Origin of the sequence: Streptomyces hawaiiensis (assembly GCF_004803895.1) — a bacterium.
GTDB classification, from domain to species: Bacteria; Actinomycetota; Actinomycetes; order Streptomycetales; family Streptomycetaceae; genus Streptomyces; species Streptomyces hawaiiensis.
The window spans coordinates 5,611,093-5,628,873 of sequence record NZ_CP021978.1 but is presented as its reverse complement, the minus strand read 5'-3'; the positions used below and the strand labels follow the sequence as shown (position 1 = coordinate 5,628,873).

At 70.7% G+C, this 17,781-nt stretch carries 15 protein-coding genes; 11 read left to right on the top strand and 4 right to left on the bottom strand.

Features of this window, described 5'->3' with window-relative positions; all coding sequences use genetic code 11:
- Window positions 1-56: 56 nt before the first annotated feature.
- Window positions 57-647 (top strand): malonic semialdehyde reductase, encoded by a 591-nt coding sequence (locus CEB94_RS26085; RefSeq protein WP_175434509.1) that lies wholly within the window; start codon window positions 57-59, stop codon window positions 645-647.
- Between the two features lie 55 nt (window positions 648-702).
- Here the strand turns inward: CEB94_RS26085 and CEB94_RS26080 are convergent, their stop codons facing one another.
- Window positions 703-1,227 (bottom strand): DUF4245 domain-containing protein, encoded by a 525-nt coding sequence (locus tag CEB94_RS26080; RefSeq protein WP_175434508.1) that lies wholly within the window; start codon window positions 1,225-1,227, stop codon window positions 703-705.
- Window positions 1,228-1,353: 126 nt separating this feature from the next.
- On the opposite strand from CEB94_RS26080, the gene glpX reads away from it, so the two are divergent.
- Entirely contained in the window at window positions 1,354-2,388 is a 1,035-nt protein-coding gene (glpX, locus tag CEB94_RS26075; RefSeq protein ID WP_175434507.1) for a class II fructose-bisphosphatase, read from the top strand.
- A 79-nt stretch (window positions 2,389-2,467) separates the two neighbouring features.
- On the opposite strand, the gene CEB94_RS26070 is transcribed toward glpX, so the two are convergent.
- Entirely contained in the window at window positions 2,468-2,845 is a 378-nt protein-coding gene (locus CEB94_RS26070) for a WhiB family transcriptional regulator (protein ID WP_175434506.1), read from the bottom strand.
- A gap of 114 nt (window positions 2,846-2,959) precedes the next feature.
- Window positions 2,960-3,679: a DUF1707 SHOCT-like domain-containing protein gene (locus CEB94_RS26065; protein ID WP_175434505.1), complete on the bottom strand. Its 720-nt coding sequence runs from the start codon at window positions 3,677-3,679 to the stop codon at window positions 2,960-2,962.
- Between the two features lie 166 nt (window positions 3,680-3,845).
- Between CEB94_RS26065 and CEB94_RS26060 the strand changes: the two genes are divergently transcribed.
- From CEB94_RS26060 to CEB94_RS26045, 4 genes are all read left to right on the top strand, one after another.
- Window positions 3,846-5,513, top strand: coding sequence for a fumarate hydratase (locus CEB94_RS26060; RefSeq protein WP_175434504.1), 1,668 nt, complete (start codon window positions 3,846-3,848; stop codon window positions 5,511-5,513).
- A 77-nt stretch (window positions 5,514-5,590) separates the two neighbouring features.
- The gene (locus CEB94_RS26055; RefSeq protein WP_175434503.1) at window positions 5,591-6,994 is read left to right on the top strand and encodes a class II fumarate hydratase; all 1,404 of its coding nucleotides are present in this window, start codon (window positions 5,591-5,593) and stop codon (window positions 6,992-6,994) included.
- 82 nt (window positions 6,995-7,076) lie between these two features.
- Window positions 7,077-7,769 carry a cytidylyl-2-hydroxypropylphosphonate hydrolase gene (gene fomD, locus CEB94_RS26050; RefSeq protein WP_175434502.1) on the top strand — a complete coding sequence of 231 codons (693 nt, stop codon included), beginning with the start codon at window positions 7,077-7,079 and terminating at the stop codon, window positions 7,767-7,769.
- Window positions 7,770-8,070: 301 nt separating this feature from the next.
- Window positions 8,071-10,215, top strand: coding sequence for a SpoIIE family protein phosphatase (locus tag CEB94_RS26045; protein ID WP_175434501.1), 2,145 nt, complete (start codon window positions 8,071-8,073; stop codon window positions 10,213-10,215).
- A gap of 64 nt (window positions 10,216-10,279) precedes the next feature.
- On the opposite strand, the gene CEB94_RS26040 is transcribed toward CEB94_RS26045, so the two are convergent.
- The gene (locus CEB94_RS26040) at window positions 10,280-12,571 is read right to left on the bottom strand and encodes a transglycosylase domain-containing protein (protein ID WP_175434500.1); all 2,292 of its coding nucleotides are present in this window, start codon (window positions 12,569-12,571) and stop codon (window positions 10,280-10,282) included.
- 261 nt (window positions 12,572-12,832) lie between these two features.
- On the opposite strand from CEB94_RS26040, the gene CEB94_RS26035 reads away from it, so the two are divergent.
- From CEB94_RS26035 to CEB94_RS26015, 5 genes are all read left to right on the top strand, one after another.
- Window positions 12,833-13,768: an SPFH domain-containing protein gene (locus CEB94_RS26035; protein WP_175434499.1), complete on the top strand. Its 936-nt coding sequence runs from the start codon at window positions 12,833-12,835 to the stop codon at window positions 13,766-13,768.
- Entirely contained in the window at window positions 13,765-14,037 is a 273-nt protein-coding gene (locus CEB94_RS26030; protein WP_175434498.1) for a type II toxin-antitoxin system antitoxin, read from the top strand. Before CEB94_RS26035 ends, CEB94_RS26030 begins: the two co-directional genes overlap by 4 nt.
- Window positions 14,038-14,211: 174 nt before the next feature.
- Window positions 14,212-14,736: a PadR family transcriptional regulator gene (locus CEB94_RS26025; protein ID WP_175434497.1), complete on the top strand. Its 525-nt coding sequence runs from the start codon at window positions 14,212-14,214 to the stop codon at window positions 14,734-14,736.
- Entirely contained in the window at window positions 14,733-15,422 is a 690-nt protein-coding gene (locus CEB94_RS26020; RefSeq protein ID WP_175434496.1) for an ABC transporter ATP-binding protein, read from the top strand. The genes CEB94_RS26025 and CEB94_RS26020 overlap by 4 nt, the downstream gene beginning before the upstream one ends.
- The gene (locus CEB94_RS26015; protein ID WP_175434495.1) at window positions 15,419-17,758 is read left to right on the top strand and encodes an ABC transporter permease; all 2,340 of its coding nucleotides are present in this window, start codon (window positions 15,419-15,421) and stop codon (window positions 17,756-17,758) included. Before CEB94_RS26020 ends, CEB94_RS26015 begins: the two co-directional genes overlap by 4 nt.
- Window positions 17,759-17,781: the final 23 nt, after the last annotated feature.

The following is a 17,781-nucleotide window of genomic DNA, read 5'->3' as shown; positions in this document are numbered from 1 at the left end:
GCGTACGGTCGAAGACGTCAGCCGATCTTCCGGACCGGACACGAGAAAGCGCATCCATGTCCCTCGCTCTTGACCGCGCCGCCCAGGACCTCCTGTTCCGCGATGCCCGCACCGCCAACACCTTCACCGACGAGCCGGTGACCGACGAGCAGGTGCAGGCGATCTACGACCTGGTCAAGTACGGTCCGACCGCCTTCAACCAGACCCCGCTGCGCATCACCCTGGTCCGCTCCCCCGAGGCCCGCGAGCGCCTGGTCGCGCACATGGCCGAAGGCAACCGGGCCAAGACGGCGAGCGCCCCGCTGGTGGCGATCCTCTCCGCGGACAACGAGTTCCACGAGGAGCTGCCGCACTTGTTCCCGGCCTTCCCGCAGGCCAAGGACGCCTTCTTCACCGAGCGCCCGGTGCGTGAGAGCGCCGCCGCGATGAACGCCGGCCTGCAGGCCGCCTACTTCATCATCGGCGTCCGCGCGGCCGGCCTGGCCGCCGGTCCGATGACGGGCGCGGACCTGGAGGGCATCCGCAAGGAGTTCCTGGACGACGACCACGCCCCGCTGATGGTCGTCAACATCGGCCGCCCCGGCCCGGACGCCTGGCACCCCCGCTCCCCGCGCCTGGAGTTCGACCAGGTCGTCACGACCGTCTGACCGACGGACACGACAAAGGCCCCCGGCATCCGCCGGGGGCCTTTGTCATACGCGTTCACTTCGTTCGCAGCGCCTCGGCCATCTTCGTCAGCTGGGCGAACGACGCGGTGCCCGTCACGACCGTCGTCGAGCCCTTGGTGCCCTCGAGGACCAGCGCGTCGTACCGGCCGCCCTCGTATCGGGTCCAGGTCTCGCCGCCGATCTTCTCGGTCCTGCCGGTGTCCCGCGCGCCCTGCGTCGCCTCGTCGAGGAAGACCGGGCGCCGCTGAGTGGACTGCTCGACCGCCACGTACTCCCCCTCGGGATCGTGGAAGCCGAGGTGCCAGGCGTCGAACTGGTCGCCCCGGAAGCGGACGGAGGTGGCCTTCCACGCGTCGGGCAGACCCTGGGGCGCGGCCACCGGGTAGGAGGCGGCGCGGCGTGCCGTGAGCAGCTCGACCCGGTAGTCGACGGCCTTGACGTCGGGCGCGCTGTCGTCGTGCGGGATGAAGAGGTACACGAAGCCCGCCACCAGGACGATGACTCCCAGGGAGAGGATCATGTCCCGCGCCGTCTTCTGCTTGCCGTTCGTGCCTGCCACGCCCCTATCGTCGCAGGTCCCTGCCGCGCTCATCCGTGGGGGCCCCTGCTCATTTTGCGGGCTCGGCGATAGAGTCGGGCGACGCAACCCTCATCCGGCCGTCGTCGTACAGAAAGGTGCGCTCCGATGACCGAGCATCATCACTTGCCGTCCGAACTCGATGTGCCCTCCGAGGCCCCCGACCGCAACCTCGCCCTGGAACTGGTCCGGGTCACCGAGGCGGCGGCGATGGCCGCGGGCCGTTGGGTCGGGCGGGGTGACAAGAACGGCGCCGACGGTGCCGCGGTACGCGCCATGCGCACCCTCGTCTCCACCGTCTCGATGAACGGCGTCGTCGTCATCGGCGAGGGCGAGAAGGACGAAGCCCCGATGCTGTTCAACGGGGAGCGCGTGGGCGACGGGACCGGGCCCGAGTGCGACATCGCCGTCGACCCGATCGACGGCACCACGCTGACCGCGAAGGGCATGACCAACGCGATCGCGGTGCTCGCCGCCGCCGAGCGCGGGTCCATGTTCGACCCGTCCGCCGTCTTCTACATGGACAAGCTCGTCACCGGACCGGAGGCGGCCGACTTCGTCGACATCAACGCCCCGGTCTCGGTGAACATCCGCCGGGTCGCCAAGGCGAAGCGGTCCGCGCCGGAGGACGTGACGGTGGTGATCCTGGACCGCCCGCGGCACGAGGGCATCATCAACGAGATCCGGGAGACCGGGGCGCGCATCAGGCTGATCTCCGACGGCGACGTGGCCGGCTCGATCCTGGCGCTGCGCGAGGGCACGGGCGTCGATCTGCTGCTCGGCATCGGCGGTACGCCGGAGGGCATCATCTCGGCCTGTGCGGTGAAGTGCCTGGGCGGCACGATCCAGGGCAAGCTGTGGCCCAAGGACGACGAGGAGCGGCAGCGGGCGATCGACGCGGGGCATGATCTCGACCGGGTGCTGACCACCGAGGACCTCGTCACCGGCGAGAACGTGTTCTTCGTGGCCACCGGCATCACCGACGGGGAGCTGCTGCGGGGCGTCCGCTACCGGGCGGAGACCGCCACGACCGACTCGATCGTCATGCGGTCGCGGTCGGGCACGGTCCGCCGGATCTCCTCCGAGCACCGGCTGAGCAAGCTGCGGGCCTACAGCGCGATCGACTTCGACAAGGGGAAGTAACCCCCGAGGAGAAGAAGACCGGCACGACGAAAGGGCGTCCCCGGTGCGGTGGGGACGCCCTTTTCGTACGGCTCGGCCGTCAGCCTGCCGCCGCTATCCGGCTCTCCGGGCGGGCCGCCTTCTTCAGCTCCATGTCGCGGCGGCGGCGCCGGGCCAGGACCACGCGGCGTTCCGCGGCGGTGAGGCCGCCCCAGACGCCGTAGGGCTCGGGCTGGAGCAGGGCGTGTTCGCGACACTCGACCATCACCGGGCAGCGGGCGCAGACCCGTTTCGCCGCCTCCTCCCGGGACAGCCGCGCGGCGGTGGGTTCCTTGGAGGGAGCGAAGAACAGGCCGGCCTCGTCGCGCCGGCACACCGCCTCGGTGTGCCACGGGGCGTCTTGATCCCTGTCTCGCGCTGGCACCCGCGGGGCCGGAACGGCAGCGACCTGCAGGGACGAATGCGGCGGTTGCAGCACGGTCTACTCCTGACGACGGCTTCGCGAGCGAGAGACGATGCAGCAAGGCCTACCCGCTGTACGCGCGCCTATGCACTGAGTTCCGAACCGCCGGTTTCGAGTGATTCGCGACTGTCAATGCCCCAGGTGTTTGCGCAAACTTCTGTCCACCTTGCGCTGCACCCGGTCCAGGATGTCCGCCACGGCCTTGCCCCGCTTCGGCCGCGCCTCGACGCTGCCCATGACGGCCCAGCCGTCGACGTAGACGATGGGGGCCTCCGGTTCGCCCGAGTCGAGCGTGGCCACCTCGAAGCTGCCGAGGACTCCGCCGCCCATGCCGCGCAGCGACACGTTCTCCGGGACGCGGATGTCGACGCTGCCGAAGATCGCGAACGACTTGACGACGACCTGCTGGTGGTCGAAGAGGGCCTCGCTGAGGTCTATCTCGACACTGCCGAAGATCGCGTACGCGTGGATGCGGCGGCCGGCGCGCCAGCGGCCTTTGCGGACGGCGCCGCTGAAGATTGCGACCACGTTGTCGTCCGGGTCGATCGGGATGGCGCCGGCCGTGGGGCGCCAGGGGGCCGGGGCATGGCCGGGGCCGGGGCCCTGGCGATGGGCCGCGGGCAGGTCCCGTATGAAGACCTCCAGCTCGCCGACGGTCTTGGCGCGCAGCACCCCCTCGACTCGCTCGGCGTGCTCGTCCGCGGTGAGGCGGCCCTCGGCCAGGGCGTCATGCAGGATGTCGGCGATGCGGTCGCGCTCGGCGTCGGAGGCGCGGAACTCGGTGTCGGAGGCGCGGAGCGCGGAGACGGCGGGCTCCTGCTTCTGAAGGTCCTGCTTCTGAAGGTCCACGGAAGCAGCGTACCGAAACACGATAGATCGCGACACCCCCACGATTCTTTCGTGGGGGACCAACTGAGCCTTACCTCACAAGCTCGCCGTCGGCGGCAGGTTCTACGCTGGTTGACGCCCGCCAACGGAGGCGGGCCGCCGTCCGCCGAGTGAGGAATGGGCTGAGATGCCTGAGTTCGCGTACACCGATCTGCTCCCCCAGGGAGAGGACACCACCCCCTACCGGCTGGTGACCTCCGAGGGTGTCTCCACGGTCGAGGGGCCGGACGGGCGGACCTTCCTCCAGGTGGAGCCGGAGGCGCTGCGCAAGCTCGCCGAGGAGGCCGTCCACGACATCCAGCACTACCTGCGCCCGGCCCACCTCGCGCAGCTGCGCCGCATCATCGACGACCCCGAGGCGTCGGGCAACGACAAGTTCGTGGCGCTGGACCTGCTGAAGAACGCGAACATCGCGGCGGCCGGTGTGCTGCCGATGTGCCAGGACACGGGCACGGCGATCGTGATGGGCAAGCGCGGGCAGAACGTGCTGACGGCCGGCCGCGACGAGGAGGCGCTCAGCCGCGGCATCTACGACGCGTACCAGAACCTGAACCTGCGCTACTCGCAGATGGCTCCCCTCACCATGTGGGAGGAGAAGAACACCGGTTCCAACCTCCCCGCCCAGATCGAGCTGTACGCGGCCGACGGCGGCGCCTACAAGTTCCTCTTCATGGCGAAGGGCGGCGGCTCGGCCAACAAGTCGTTCCTGTACCAGGAGACGAAGGCCGTCCTGAACGAGTCCTCCATGATGAAGTTCCTGGAGGAGAAGATCCGTTCGCTGGGCACCGCGGCCTGCCCGCCGTACCACCTGGCGATCGTGGTCGGTGGCACGTCCGCCGAGTACGCGCTGAAGACCGCGAAGTACGCCTCCGCGCACTACCTGGACGAGATCCCGGCCGAGGGCTCCGAGCTCGGGCACGGCTTCCGGGACAAGGAGCTGGAGGAGAAGGTCTTCGAGCTGACGCAGAAGATCGGCATCGGGGCGCAGTTCGGCGGCAAGTACTTCTGCCACGACGTGCGGGTGGTGCGTCTGCCGCGGCACGGGGCGTCCTGCCCGGTCGCCATCGCGGTGTCCTGCTCCGCCGACCGCCAGGCCGTCGCGAAGATCACCGCCGAGGGCGTCTTCCTGGAGCAGCTGGAGACGGACCCGGCGCGGTTCCTGCCGGAGACGACGGACGAGCACCTCGACGAGAGCGACGTCGTCCGGATCGACCTGAACCAGCCGATGGACGAGATCCTCGCCGAGCTCACCAAGTACCCGGTGAAGACCCGCCTGTCCCTGACCGGCCCGCTGGTCGTGGCCCGCGACATCGCGCACGCCAAGATCAAGGAGCGGCTGGACGCGGGCGAGGAGATGCCCCAGTACCTGAAGGACCACCCGGTGTACTACGCCGGTCCGGCCAAGACGCCCGAGGGCTACGCGTCGGGCTCCTTCGGCCCGACCACGGCCGGCCGGATGGACTCCTACGTGGAGCAGTTCCAGGCGGCGGGCGGCTCCAAGGTGATGCTGGCCAAGGGCAACCGCAGCAAGCAGGTCACGGCCGCCTGCGACGCCCACGGCGGCTTCTACCTCGGCTCCATCGGCGGCCCGGCCGCCCGTCTGGCCCAGGACTGCATCAAGAAGGTCGAGATCGTCGAGTACGAGGAGCTCGGCATGGAGGCCGTCTGGAAGATCGAGGTCGAGGACTTCCCGGCGTTCATCGTCGTCGACGACAAGGGCAACGACTTCTTCCAGGACCCGGCGCCGGCCCCGACGTTCACGTCCATTCCGGTACGCGGCCCCGGACTCGCCTGACAACGGCGGTGACGATTCATCTCCACGGGGAACAGTGGTCGCGGTGCTGACGCTGTGACACGTGGAGGTGATCGTCGATGACCGACGAGCAGGACAGGACCGAGTACCGCACCGAGCACGACTCCATGGGCGAGGTGAGGGTGCCCGCCCACGCCAAGTGGCGTGCCCAGACCCAGCGGGCGGTGGAGAACTTCCCGATCTCCGGGCAGCGCATCGAGCGCGCGCACATCGAGGCGCTGGCCCGGATCAAGGGGGCGGCGGCCAAGGTCAACGCCGAGCTGGGAGTCCTGGACAAGGACATCGCCCAGGCGATCCAGGAGGCGGCCGGGGAAGTCGCCGAGGGGACGTGGGACGAGCACTTCCCGGTCGACGTGTTCCAGACCGGGTCCGGGACCTCGTCCAACATGAACACCAACGAGGTCATCGCCACCCTGGCCGGTGAACGGCTCGGGCGGGCCGTGCACCCGAACGACCACGTCAACGCCTCCCAGTCGTCCAACGACGTCTTCCCCTCCTCCATCCACATCGCCGCCACCGCCGCCGTGACGCGCGACCTCGTCCCGGCCCTGGAGCACCTCGCCGCCTCCCTGGAGCGCAAGGCCGAGGAGTTCGCCGACGTCGTGAAGTCCGGGCGGACGCACCTCATGGACGCCACGCCCGTGACGCTGGGCCAGGAGTTCGGCGGGTACGCCGCCCAGGTGCGGTACGGCATCGAGCGGCTGGAGGCCTCCCTGCCCCGGCTCGCGGAACTGCCCCTCGGCGGCACGGCCGTCGGCACCGGCATCAACACCCCGCCCGGCTTCTCCGCCGCCGTGATCGAGGAGGTCGCCCGCACCACCGGGCTGCCCCTCACCGAGGCCCGGAACCATTTCGAGGCGCAGGGCGCCCGGGACGGCGTCGTCGAGACCAGCGGGCAGCTGCGGACCATCGCGGTCGGGCTGACGAAGATCGCCAACGATCTGCGGTGGATGTCCTCCGGGCCGCGCACCGGCCTCGCCGAGATCGCCCTGCCCGACCTCCAGCCCGGCTCCTCGATCATGCCGGGCAAGGTGAACCCGGTCATCCCGGAGGCCGTCCTGATGGTCGCCGCGCAGGTCGTGGGCAACGACGCCACCGTCGCGACCGCGGGCGCCGCCGGGAACTTCGAGCTCAACGTGATGCTGCCCGTCATCGCGAAGAACGTGCTGGAGTCGATCCGGCTGCTCGCCAACGCGACGCGGCTGCTCGCCGACCGGACCGTCGACGGCATCACCGCCGACCGCGAGCGGGCGCGGGAGTACGCCGAGTCCTCCCCCTCGGTCGTCACGCCGCTGAACAAGTACATCGGCTACGAGGAGGCCTCGAAGGTCGCCAAGAAGGCGCTGGCCGAGCGGAAGACGATCCGTCAGGTCGTGCTGGACGGCGGGTACGTGGAGCGCGGGGACCTGACCGCGGAGCAGCTCGACGAGGCGCTCGATGTCCTGCGGATGACGCACCCGTGACGAAGGGACGCGACGTGTGCCCGGCGCGTGAACCGTGACACGCGCCGCAGCGTCGTATGCCTACGGCACCTAATATCTGTTCATGGCAGACGGTGGAGCGATGAGACGCGTGGAAACGGGTGGTGCGGCAGGCTTCTGGGCGCCCGGGAGCCGGATCCTGTGGCGGTACCGGGAGAACGGCGGCAGGCACGTGCACATCGCGCGTCCCGTCACCGTCGTCCAGGACGACGCCGACCTGCTCGCCGTGTGGCTGGCACCCGGCACCGAGTGTGTGAAGCCCGTGCTCGCCGACGGCACGCCCGTGCACCTGGAACCGCTGGAGTCGCGCTACACCAAGCCGCGGACCGTGCAGCGCGACCGGTGGTTCGGCACGGGTGTGCTGAAGCTGGCCCGGCCCGGCGAACCCTGGTCGGTGTGGCTGTTCTGGGAGCCGGGCTGGCAGTTCAAGAACTGGTACGTGAACCTGGAGGAACCGCTGGCCCGTTGGGCGGGCGGCGTCGACTCCGTCGACCACTACCTGGACATCTCCGTCCATCCCGACCGAAGTTGGCACTGGCGGGACGAGGACGAGTTCGCCCAGGCCCTGCGAGACGGGCTGATGGACGACCAACAGGCCGAAAAGGTACGGGCGGCGGGACGGGACGCGGTCGAGGTGATCCGCGCCTGGGGGCCGCCGTTCTCGGAAGGCTGGCAGCACTGGCGCCCGGATCCGTCCTGGGCGGTACCGTCACTGCCGGAGGACTGGGATCGTACGCCTGCGCAAGTGTCCTCATGAGACCCTTGATGCGCCCCCGGGCAAGAAACGTAGGATCGTCCTCCGCAAGGGCGCGCGGCGGCAACTACCGGAGCACGCGCTGGGCTTGACCGATCGTCACCGAGGGGCGGCAGGACGTGAGCGAGGGGTACGAGGGCAACACCGGCAGGGCCTGCGCCACAGGCCCCCTGGGCCGCAGACGGCCGGCCGGTGGCACAGGAACAACCTCTGACCACGCGGGAATTCCGTTCCTGGGGCACGTATTCCGGGTATCGGAGTTTCGGCGGGACCAACTGCGCGCGCGGCGCGCAGCCCCGGACGGATGGATTCGACACGCGTGACGGAGCAGCCGACCTCGTTCGAACGCCCCCAGACGGGCGTCGACCCCGCGGATCCCCGCGGGGCGTTCGTGCACACCCCGACACCGGCGCGTGCGCCCGGTGCGGGCGCCTTACCGGTACAGGGCCGCCCCGGCGGCGACGTCACCGTTCCGGTCACGACGGCACACAGCACGCCGGGCACGTCGGAGCCGGGCACCTCCACGCCGTTCGGCAAGGGCAAGGACACCGTGAGCGACCCCGCCTCCGAGCACTCCCAGCCGGGTGCCGAGCAGACCGCCGAGCGCGAGACCCCTCGGCCGCGACCCGCCCCCGAGGGCATTCCGGTCCAGCCGGCCGACGAACAGGACCGGCCGGCGGTGAACTCCGACGGGCAGGAGCGCCGCAGCGGCCAGAGCCTGCCGCCCGGCCGGCCCACGCCCATGCGGCGGGACGGCGACCGGCTGAGGTTCGTGGGGGCCGCCACCCGGCGGATCGCCCGCGGCATCGATCTCGACGAGATCGTGATGGGGCTGTGCCGGGCCACCGTGCCCACCTTCTCCGACGCGATCCTGGTCTATCTGCGCGACCCGCTGCCGGTCGGCGACGAGCGGCCCACCGGCCCGCTGGTGCTGCGGCTGCGCCGCACCGACCGGATACCGGCGGAGCGCGACACCGAGAACGGCTTCCTGCCGGCCACGCAGCCCGAGCCGAACGAGCTGGACACGGTCGGCGCCGAGCTGTGCGAGGTGCGGCCCGGCAGCGCGCTCGCCGAAGTCCTGCGAGGCGTACGCCCGGTGTTCACCGACGCCCCGGCGGCCCGCGCAGCACTGCCGGAGCTGCTGGGTGACGGCGGCGAGTTCGCCGTGCCGGACGGGCAGCGCGCGATCCTCGCCCCGCTGCGCGGCCGGCGCCGGGTCATCGGTGCCGCGCTGTTCCTGCGCCGCCCCGAACGCATGGCCTTCGAGCCGGACGACCTGCTCGTGGCCGCCCAGCTCGCCACGCACAGCGCCCTCGGCATCGACAAGGCCGTGCTGTACGGCCGCGAGGCCTACATCGCGGACGAGCTCCAGCGCACCATGCTGCCCGAGACGCTGCCCCGCCCGACGGGTGTGCGGCTGGCCTCCCGCTACCTGCCGGCCGCGGAGACGGCCCGGGTGGGCGGCGACTGGTACGACGCGATCCCGCTGCCCGGCAGCCGGGTGGCCCTGGTCGTCGGTGACGTCATGGGGCACTCCATGACGTCGGCCGCCATCATGGGCCAGCTGCGCACCACGGCCCAGACCCTCGCCGGCCTCGACCTGCCGCCGCAGGAGGTACTGCACCACCTCGACGAGCAGGCCCAGCGCCTGGGCGTGGACCGCATGGCGACCTGCCTCTACGCGGTCTACGACCCGGTATCGCACCGCATCACCATCGCCAACGCCGGTCATCCGCCGCCCGTCCTGCTCCACCTGGGCGGCCGCGCCGAGGTGCTGCGGGTGCCCGCCGGTGCCCCGATCGGGGTCGGCGGCGTGGACTTCGAGGCGGTGGAGCTGGACGCGCCCGCCGGCGCGACCCTGCTGCTCTACACCGACGGCCTGGTCGAGTCCCGGCTGCGCGATGTGTGGACCGGCATCGAGCAGCTGCGGGAGAAGCTCGCCGCGGTCGCGCAGCTCACCGGGCCGGATCATCCGCCGCCCCTGGAAGCGCTGTGCGACGAGGTGCTCGACATGCTCGGCCCGGGCGACCGGGACGACGACATCGCGCTGCTCGCCGCCCGCTTCGACGGGATCGCGCCCAGCGATGTGGCGTACTGGTTCCTGGAGCCGGAGGACGCGGCCCCCGGCCGGGCCCGTCGGCTGGCCCGGCGCGCGTTGCAGCGCTGGGGCCTGGAAGAGATGAGCGACTCCGTCGAGCTGCTGGTCAGCGAAGTCGTGACGAACGCCGTGCGGTACGCGTCCCGGCCGGTGACGCTGCGGCTGCTGCGCACGGACGTGCTGCGCTGCGAGGTCGGCGACGACGTGCCGCAACTGCCGCGGCTGCGCCAGGCACGCGCCACCGACGAGGGCGGACGCGGGCTGTACCTGGTGAACCGGCTGGCCCGGCGCTGGGGCGCGACCCGGCTCAGCACGGGCAAGGTGGTCTGGTTCGAGCTCAACCGCGGCTGACGGACGCCGCGTACGGACAACGCCGAAGGGCGCCCGGTGTGCACCGGGCGCCCTTCGGCGTCTCCTACTGGTCGTCGCCCGGCTTGATCGGGTCGAACGGGTCACCGCCGTCGCCCGGCGGTGTCGTCTGCGGGGCCGTGGGCGGGGTGAAGGTGGGCGGTGTCGTCGAGGGGCTGGGCGGCGGGGACGACGACGGCTTCTCCGTGGTCGGTGGCGGGGACGACGACGGCTCCTCGGTCGTCGGCTCCTGCGTCGGCTCCTTGGTGGTGGGCTCCTCGGTCGGCGTCGGCGTCCAGGTCGGCTGGACGGCCGCGCCCTGCTGGGTGTCCAGGTCGAACTTGCTGACGTCGTCCATCACGCCGAAGGTGTACGCCGCCCAGATCTGCGCCGGGAAGCCACCGCCGTTGACCCGGGGCTCGCCGCCCGCCTTGTACATCGGGACCTGGGCGTGAGTCTTGGCGTCCTCGCCGAACAGGCCGACGGAGGTCACCAGGGTCGGCGTGTAGCCGGTGAACCAGGCCGACTTGTTGTTGTCGGACGTACCCGTCTTGCCCGCGACCTGCTGGCCGTCGCGCCGGGGGTTGTTCCGTACGGAGGCCTGGGCGGTGCCGTCGTCGACCACGCCGGTCAGCACCGAGGTGACGGAGTCGGCGGCCTCGCGGCTGATGACCTGGTCGCCGACCGGGTCGGGCATGGTGACGGTCTGGTTCAGGTGCTCCGCCGACTTCAGGACGGCCGGGGTGACCTTCTTGCCGTGGTTGTCGAGGGTCGCGTAGACCCCGGCCATCTGCAGGGGGCTCGCGCCCATGCTGCCGAGTGTCTGGGCGGGCACGGCCTCCATGTTCTCGGTGTCCATGCCGAGCTTGCCGGCGACCTTCACCACCTCGGACATGCCGACGTCGACGCCCATCTGCGCGAAGACGGAGTTGACGGACTTGTTCATCGCCGTCTGGACGGAGATCGGGCCGTAGTTCCGGTCGTCCTCGTTCTCGGGGGCGAAGCCGACCTTGGTGCCGTCCTCGACGACCTGTCGCTTGCTCGTGCCGTCGTAGACCGTGTTCGCGGTGATCGGCTTGCCGTCCTGCGTCTTCGCCTGCTCCTCCAGGGCCGCGGCGAGGATGACCGGCTTGAAGGTGGAGGCCGGCTGGTAGTCGGAGCGGGTGGCGTTGTTCGTGTAGTGCTTGAAGTAGTCCTCGCCGCCGTACATCGCGACCACCGCGCCGGTCTTCGGGTTCACGGACGCGGCACCGGCCTGGACGTTCGCGTCGACCTTGCGCTTGTCCGGGTCGAGCTTGCTGTTCAGCTGCTGCTGGACGGACTTCTCCAGCGCCGCCTGCTTCTTCTTGTCGATGTTGAGCGTGAGGGTCCAGCCGCCGGCGTTGACCATCGCCTCGGCTTCCTTGGTGCTGTCGGCGGTGCCCTCGGCGACGAGCTGCTTCTCCAGTGCGGAGTTGGCGGCGTTGACCAGGTAGCCCTTCTGGCCCGCCATGCCCGGAGCGGGCTTGGGGTCCTTCGGCACGGGGAACTTCATGTCCGCTCGCTCGGACCGGCTCAGCCAGCCCTCGTCGACCATGTTGTTCAGGACGTAGTTCCAGCGCGCCTTCACCAGCTTCTTACCGTCCTCCGAGGCGACGGCCCAGTCGTACTGGCTCGGAGCCTGGAGCAGTGCGGCGAGGTAGGCGCCCTGCGCAACCGTGAGCTTCTCGGCGTCGGTGCGGTAGTAGGCCTGGGCAGCGGCCTGGATGCCGTAGGCGTTGCGGCCGTAGTAGCTGGTGTTGATGTAGCCGGCGAGGATGTAGTCCTTGGACTTCTCGCGGTCCAGCTTCAGCGAGATGACCAGTTCCTTCAGCTTGCGGGATACGGTCTGTTCCTGGGTCAGGTAGTAGTTCTTGACGTACTGCTGGGTGATGGTGGAACCACCCTGCGCACCCTTGCCGGTCACGGTGTTGAGCAGACCGCGGGCCGTGCCCTTCAGGTCGACGCCGGCGTCCTTGTAGAAGGTCTTGTTCTCGGCGGCGACGAAGGTGAGCCGCACGTCCTTGGGGACCCTGGACAGGTCGACGACCTCGCGGTTGACCTTGCCGTCGCGGGCCATGACCGAGCCGTCGCTGTACTTGTAGATGTTGCTCTGGCGTTTGGCGTCGGCGTTCCCCTCGGGGATGCCGATCATCATGTACAGCACGATGAAGGCGCCCATGCCCAGCAGGCACAGGCCGAGGAAGGTGCCGAGAATCTTCTTCCAGGTGAAGAGCCTGCGTATGCCGCTCTTCCCGGCCGCGGCCGACGAACGGCGGCGCTTGGGTGCCGCCCGGCGCCCACCGCGCTGTCGGGCGCGTCTCTCTTCCGCTCGTCCCATGGGTCCGATCCGCTCCGCTTCGTTCATGTGTGCTCACGCGTCACACAGGTTCGCCGCTCAGGTCAGCTCAGAAAGCTAACACCGGGAGATAAGAGATAGGGCTGCCGATCCGGCCCTTTGCGGACGTGACAATCAGCACCCATCCCAACGGAACCGACGTACGAGACACGCGCAGGGTTGCCATGACGCGATAAAGTGATATCACTTAGATAGAGAGAAGCTATGCGGGAGTGGCTTCGACAGGAGAACGGGGGACCACCCATGTCCACACACGACACGCAGGTCACCGCCGACGTGCCCGAGATGCCGGCGCCACGGGTGCGGGAGTTCACCGCGCACAGCATCGGCGGCGGGCTCGCCCTGCTGCTCGGCCTGCTCGGGCTGCTGGCCGGAGCCGGGCTGATCGCACTCGCCACCTCGGTGGACGCGGACGGCGCCAAGGCCGGCCTGATCATCGGCGGCATCCTGGTCGCGCTCGCGGCGTTCCTCGCCATGTGCGGGCTGAACATGGTGGCACCGGGCGAGGCCCGGGTCGTCCAGCTCTTCGGCCGCTACCGGGGCACCATCCGCCAGGACGGCCTGCGCTGGGTGAACCCCTTCACCTCGCGCACGAAGATCTCGACGCGCGTCCGCAACCACGAGACGGCCGTCCTCAAGGTCAACGACGCCTACGGCAACCCGATCGAACTCGCCGCGGTCGTGGTGTGGCGCGTCGAGGACACCGCCCAGGCCACCTTCGAGGTCGACGACTACATCGAGTTCGTCTCCACCCAGACCGAGGCGGCCGTGCGGCACATCGCCATCGAGTACCCCTACGACGCCCACGAGGAGGACGGCCTCTCGCTGCGCGGCAACGCCGAGGAGATCACCGAGAAGCTCGCCGTCGAACTGCACGCACGCGTGGAGGCCGCCGGCGTGCAGATCATCGAGTCCCGCTTCACGCACCTCGCCTACGCCCCCGAGATCGCCTCGGCGATGCTCCAGCGCCAGCAGGCCGGAGCGGTGGTCGCGGCGCGGCGGCAAATCGTGGACGGCGCGGTGGGCATGGTGGAGGCCGCGATCGCCCGTATCACCGAGCGGGACATCGTGGAGCTGGACTCCGAGCGGAAGGCGGCGATGGTGTCGAACCTGATGGTGGTGCTGTGCGGTGACCGGGCCGCGCAGCCGGTCCTCAACACCGGGTCCCTCTACCAGTGACGGTCCCTCCCGAAGGTCCGGGCCCGCAGCGCCGGCCGCAGCAGCAGCAGCGCAAGCAAGTGCTGCTGCGGCTGGACCCGGCGGTGTACGAGGCGCTCGCGCGGTGGGCCGGGGACGAGTTGCGGTCGGCGAACGCGCAGATCGAGTTCCTGTTGCGCAGGGCGCTGGCGGAGGCGGGGCGGCTGCCGCGGGAGACCGGGCCGCTGCCCCGGCGGGGGCGTCCGCCAGGATCCCCCGGGGGCTCGGCGCCCGGGCCCCCGCCCGCCTGACCGGACCGGGGCCCCCGGCCTGGCCGAACCGGGTCCCCGGCCTGGCCGAACCGGCTTCAGGGCTGTTGCGGAACCGTGACGAACGCCCCCCGACCTGCGCTCCAGCACGCCCGGCCATGACCTGCACACCCGGCGTATACATGCCGCGTATACACGCCGTGTACAGTCCTGGTCATGTCCATCGGTCACACTCTCCTGGGGCTCCTGGAGTCCGGCCCGCGCCACGGTTACGACCTGAAGCGGGCCTTCGACGAGAAGTTCGGTCACGACCGGCCGCTCCACTACGGCCAGGTCTACTCGACGATGTCCCGTCTGCTGAAGCACGGGCTCGTCGAGGTCGACGGCATCGAGGCGGGCGGCGGGCCCGAGCGCAAGCGGTACGCGATCACCGAGGCCGGCATCACCGACGTCGCGCGCTGGCTCGCCACGCCCGAGAAGCCGGAGCCGTACCTCCAGTCGACCCTCTACACCAAGGTCGTCCTCGCGCTGCTCACCGGCCGCGACGCCGGTGACATCCTCGACACCCAGCGCTCGGAGCACCTGCGCAGCATGCGGATCCTCACCGACCGCAAGCGCAAGGGCGATCTGGCCGACCAGCTCATCTGCGACCACGCGCTGTTCCACCTGGAGGCGGACCTGCGCTGGCTGGAGCTGACCGCGGCGCGTCTGGACAAGCTCCGCGAGGCGGTGACCCGGTGACGATTCCCGCTGGTTCGCTCCTCACCGCCCAGGACCTGCGCAAGGCGTACGGGCCGACGACCGCGCTCGACGGTGCCGAGTTCTCCATTCACCCGGGCGAGGTCGTCGCCGTGATGGGCCCGTCCGGGTCGGGCAAGTCGACGCTGCTGCACTGCCTCGCCGGGATCGTCATGCCCGACTCGGGCTCGATCACGTACAACGGGCGCGAGGTGACCGCGATGAGCGATGCCGAGCGCAGTGCGCTGCGGCGCTCCGAGTTCGGGTTCGTGTTCCAGTTCGGGCAGCTCGTACCGGAACTCACCTGCGTCGAGAACGTCGCGCTGCCACTGCGGCTGAACGGATCGTCCCGCAAGGAGGCCGAGCGGACCGCGCTGGCCTGGATGGAACGGCTGGAGGTCGACGACCTGCGCAAGAAGCGCCCCGGTGAGGTCTCCGGCGGCCAGGGGCAGCGGGTCGCCGTCGCCCGGTCGCTGGTGACGAACCCGCGGGTGGTCTTCGCCGACGAGCCGACCGGCGCGCTCGACTCGTTCAACGGCGAGCGCGTGATGGAACTGCTCACCGACGCCGCCCGGTCCGCCAACACGGCCGTGGTGCTCGTCACGCACGAGGCGCGGGTGGCCGCCTACTCCGACCGCGAGATCGTCGTTCGGGACGGCAGGTCGCGGGACATGGAGCGCGTCGTATGAGCGTCGGGCAGTGGACCCGGGACCTGGCCATGGGGGCCCGGTTCGCCTTCGCGGGCGGGCGTGAGGGGTGGACCCGGGCGCTGCTGACGGCCGTCGGTGTCGGGCTCGGTGTCGCGCTGCTGCTGCTCACCACCGCCATCCCGAACGCGCTGGCGGAGCGGGACCGGCGGGAGGAGGCGCGCAGCGACCACACCTTCAGCCAGCAGAAGATACCGAAGGCCGAGGACACCCTGATCGTCCTCGACTCGGACACCACGTTCCGGGACCAGGACGTGCGCGGCCGGATGCTGGAGGCGGAGGGCCCGCGGGCTCCGCTGCCTCCGGGGGTCGAACAGTTCCCTGCGGCGGGCGAGATGGTCGTCTCCCCCGCACTGAAGGAGCTGCTCGCCTCCGACGAGGGCAAGCTGCTGCGGGAACGGCTGGACTACCGCGTTGCGGGCACCATCGGCGAGGAGGGGCTCGTCGGCCCCCGGGAACTCGCCTACTTCGCGGGCGGCACGGGACTCGCGGAACGGCTCGAGGGCCTCGCCAGCGGGGCCCGGATCGACAGCTTCGGCAATCCGGACCTGGGGTCGGCCGACGCATGGGACCCGGTGCTGCTCCTGCTGGTGCTGGTCGTCTTCGTCGTGCTGCTGATGCCGGTCGCCGTGTTCATCGCCGCGGCCGTGCGGTTCGGCGGCGAGCGGCGCGACCGCCGCCTGGCGGCACTGCGGCTGGTCGGCTCCGACAGCCGGATGACCCGGCGGATCGCCGCCGGCGAGGCACTCGCCGGTTCGGTGCTGGGGCTCGTCCTCGGCACCGGGTTCTTCCTGCTCGGACGGCAACTGGCGGCGTCCGCCGAGGTGTTCCACGTCAGCGTGTTCCCGAGCTATCTGAACCCCTCGCCCGTGCTGGCCGTCCTGGTCGCCCTGGCGGTGCCGGCGGCCGCGGTCCTGGTGACGATCCTCGCCCTGCGCGGGGTGGTCATCGAGCCGCTCGGCGTGGTGCGCACGGCCAAGCCCGCGCGGCGCCGGCTGTGGTGGCGGCTGCTGCTGCCGCTGGGCGGGCTCGCGCTGCTCTTCCCGATGGTCGGGCAGGGCGACGACGGCGGGGAGTTCAATCAGTACCTCGTCGTCGGCGGCGTGATGCTCCTGCTGGTCGGCGTCACGGCCCTGCTGCCCTGGGTGGTGGAGACGGTCGTGGCCCGGCTCGGCTCGGGCGGGATCGCCTGGCAACTCGCCGTGCGCAGGCTCCAGTTGAGCAGTGGTGCGGCGGCCCGGATGGTCAACGGCATCGCGGTGGCGGTGGCCGGGGCGATCGCACTGCAGATGCTGTTCGCCGGAGTGGAGGACAACTACACCAGGGCGTCGCAGTACGACGTCTCCCGGGCCCAGATGAGCGTGGACCTGCCGAACGGCGCCGACGCCTCGGCCGTCATCGGGAAGTACCGCGACACAGAGGGCGTACGCAAGGTCACCGCACTGTCCGACGTCTATCTCGGCGACCGGCGCGGCGAGGCGGACTCCTACATCCAGATCACCGTGGCCGACTGCGCGTCGCTGCGCGAGGTGGCCACACTCCCCTCCTGCCGCGACGGCGAGGTCTTCGCCGTCCAGGGCTCGGAGGACGACAGCGAGGGCGCCCACCTGGCCAAGCCCGGCACGACCCTGTGGGCCGACCCGGAGGACTCCGGCCGCTCCGGCGACCGCCGGGCCTCCTTCACCGTGCCGCAGAAACTCCGGCAGGCCCAGTCCCGGGAGGACCCCACCGGGTATCAGCGCGGCGGCCTCCTGGTCACCCCCGGCGCGCTGCCCGAGAAGCTCGCGGCGTTCACCTCCCCGCAGCTCTTCCTGAGCCTGGACAGCTCGATACCGGACGCGTACGACCACGTGCGCAACACGGCCGCGCGGCTCGACCCGGCGGTCCAGCCGATGACCTGGCAGAGCATCGAGAGCAACGACCGCTACGCCACCATCCGCACCGGCCTGTCCGTCGGCGCCGCCTGCGTGCTGGCGCTGATCGGGGCGAGCCTGCTGGTCTCGCAGCTGGAGCAGCTGCGCGAGCGCCGCAGGCTGCTGTCGGCCCTGGTCGCCTTCGGCACCCGGCGCCGCACCCTCAGCCTGTCGGTGCTGTGGCAGACGGCGATCCCGATCGGTCTCGGTCTGCTGCTCGCCGCGGCGGTGGGCACGGCCCTGGGCGCGGTCCTGCTGCGGATGACCAACACGTCGGTCCGGGTGGACTGGCCGAGCGTGCTGTCCATGACCGGCATCGGCGCGGGCGTCGTCCTCGTGGTGACGCTGCTGAGCCTGCCGCCGCTGCTGAGGCTGATGCGGCCGGACGGGCTGCGCACCGAGTAGCGGCAGGCCGTACGGTCCGTCCG

Bases quoted from the DNA above. Each gene is read 5' to 3' on its own strand.
- CEB94_RS26015 (WP_175434495.1), top strand. From the start codon at position 15,419: ATGAGCGTCGGGCAGTGGACCCGGGACCTGGCCATGGGGGCCCGGTTC.
- CEB94_RS26025 (WP_175434497.1), top strand. From the start codon at position 14,212: ATGTCCATCGGTCACACTCTCCTGGGGCTCCTGGAGTCCGGCCCGCGC.
- glpX (WP_175434507.1), top strand. From the start codon at position 1,354: ATGACCGAGCATCATCACTTGCCGTCCGAACTCGATGTGCCCTCCGAG.
- CEB94_RS26085 (WP_175434509.1), top strand. From the start codon at position 57: ATGTCCCTCGCTCTTGACCGCGCCGCCCAGGACCTCCTGTTCCGCGAT.
- CEB94_RS26060 (WP_175434504.1), top strand. From the start codon at position 3,846: ATGCCTGAGTTCGCGTACACCGATCTGCTCCCCCAGGGAGAGGACACC.
- CEB94_RS26055 (WP_175434503.1), top strand. From the start codon at position 5,591: ATGACCGACGAGCAGGACAGGACCGAGTACCGCACCGAGCACGACTCC.
- CEB94_RS26035 (WP_175434499.1), top strand. From the start codon at position 12,833: ATGTCCACACACGACACGCAGGTCACCGCCGACGTGCCCGAGATGCCG.
- CEB94_RS26045 (WP_175434501.1), top strand. From the start codon at position 8,071: ATGGATTCGACACGCGTGACGGAGCAGCCGACCTCGTTCGAACGCCCC.
- CEB94_RS26040 (WP_175434500.1), bottom strand. From the start codon at position 12,571: ATGGGACGAGCGGAAGAGAGACGCGCCCGACAGCGCGGTGGGCGCCGG.
- fomD (WP_175434502.1), top strand. From the start codon at position 7,077: ATGGCAGACGGTGGAGCGATGAGACGCGTGGAAACGGGTGGTGCGGCA.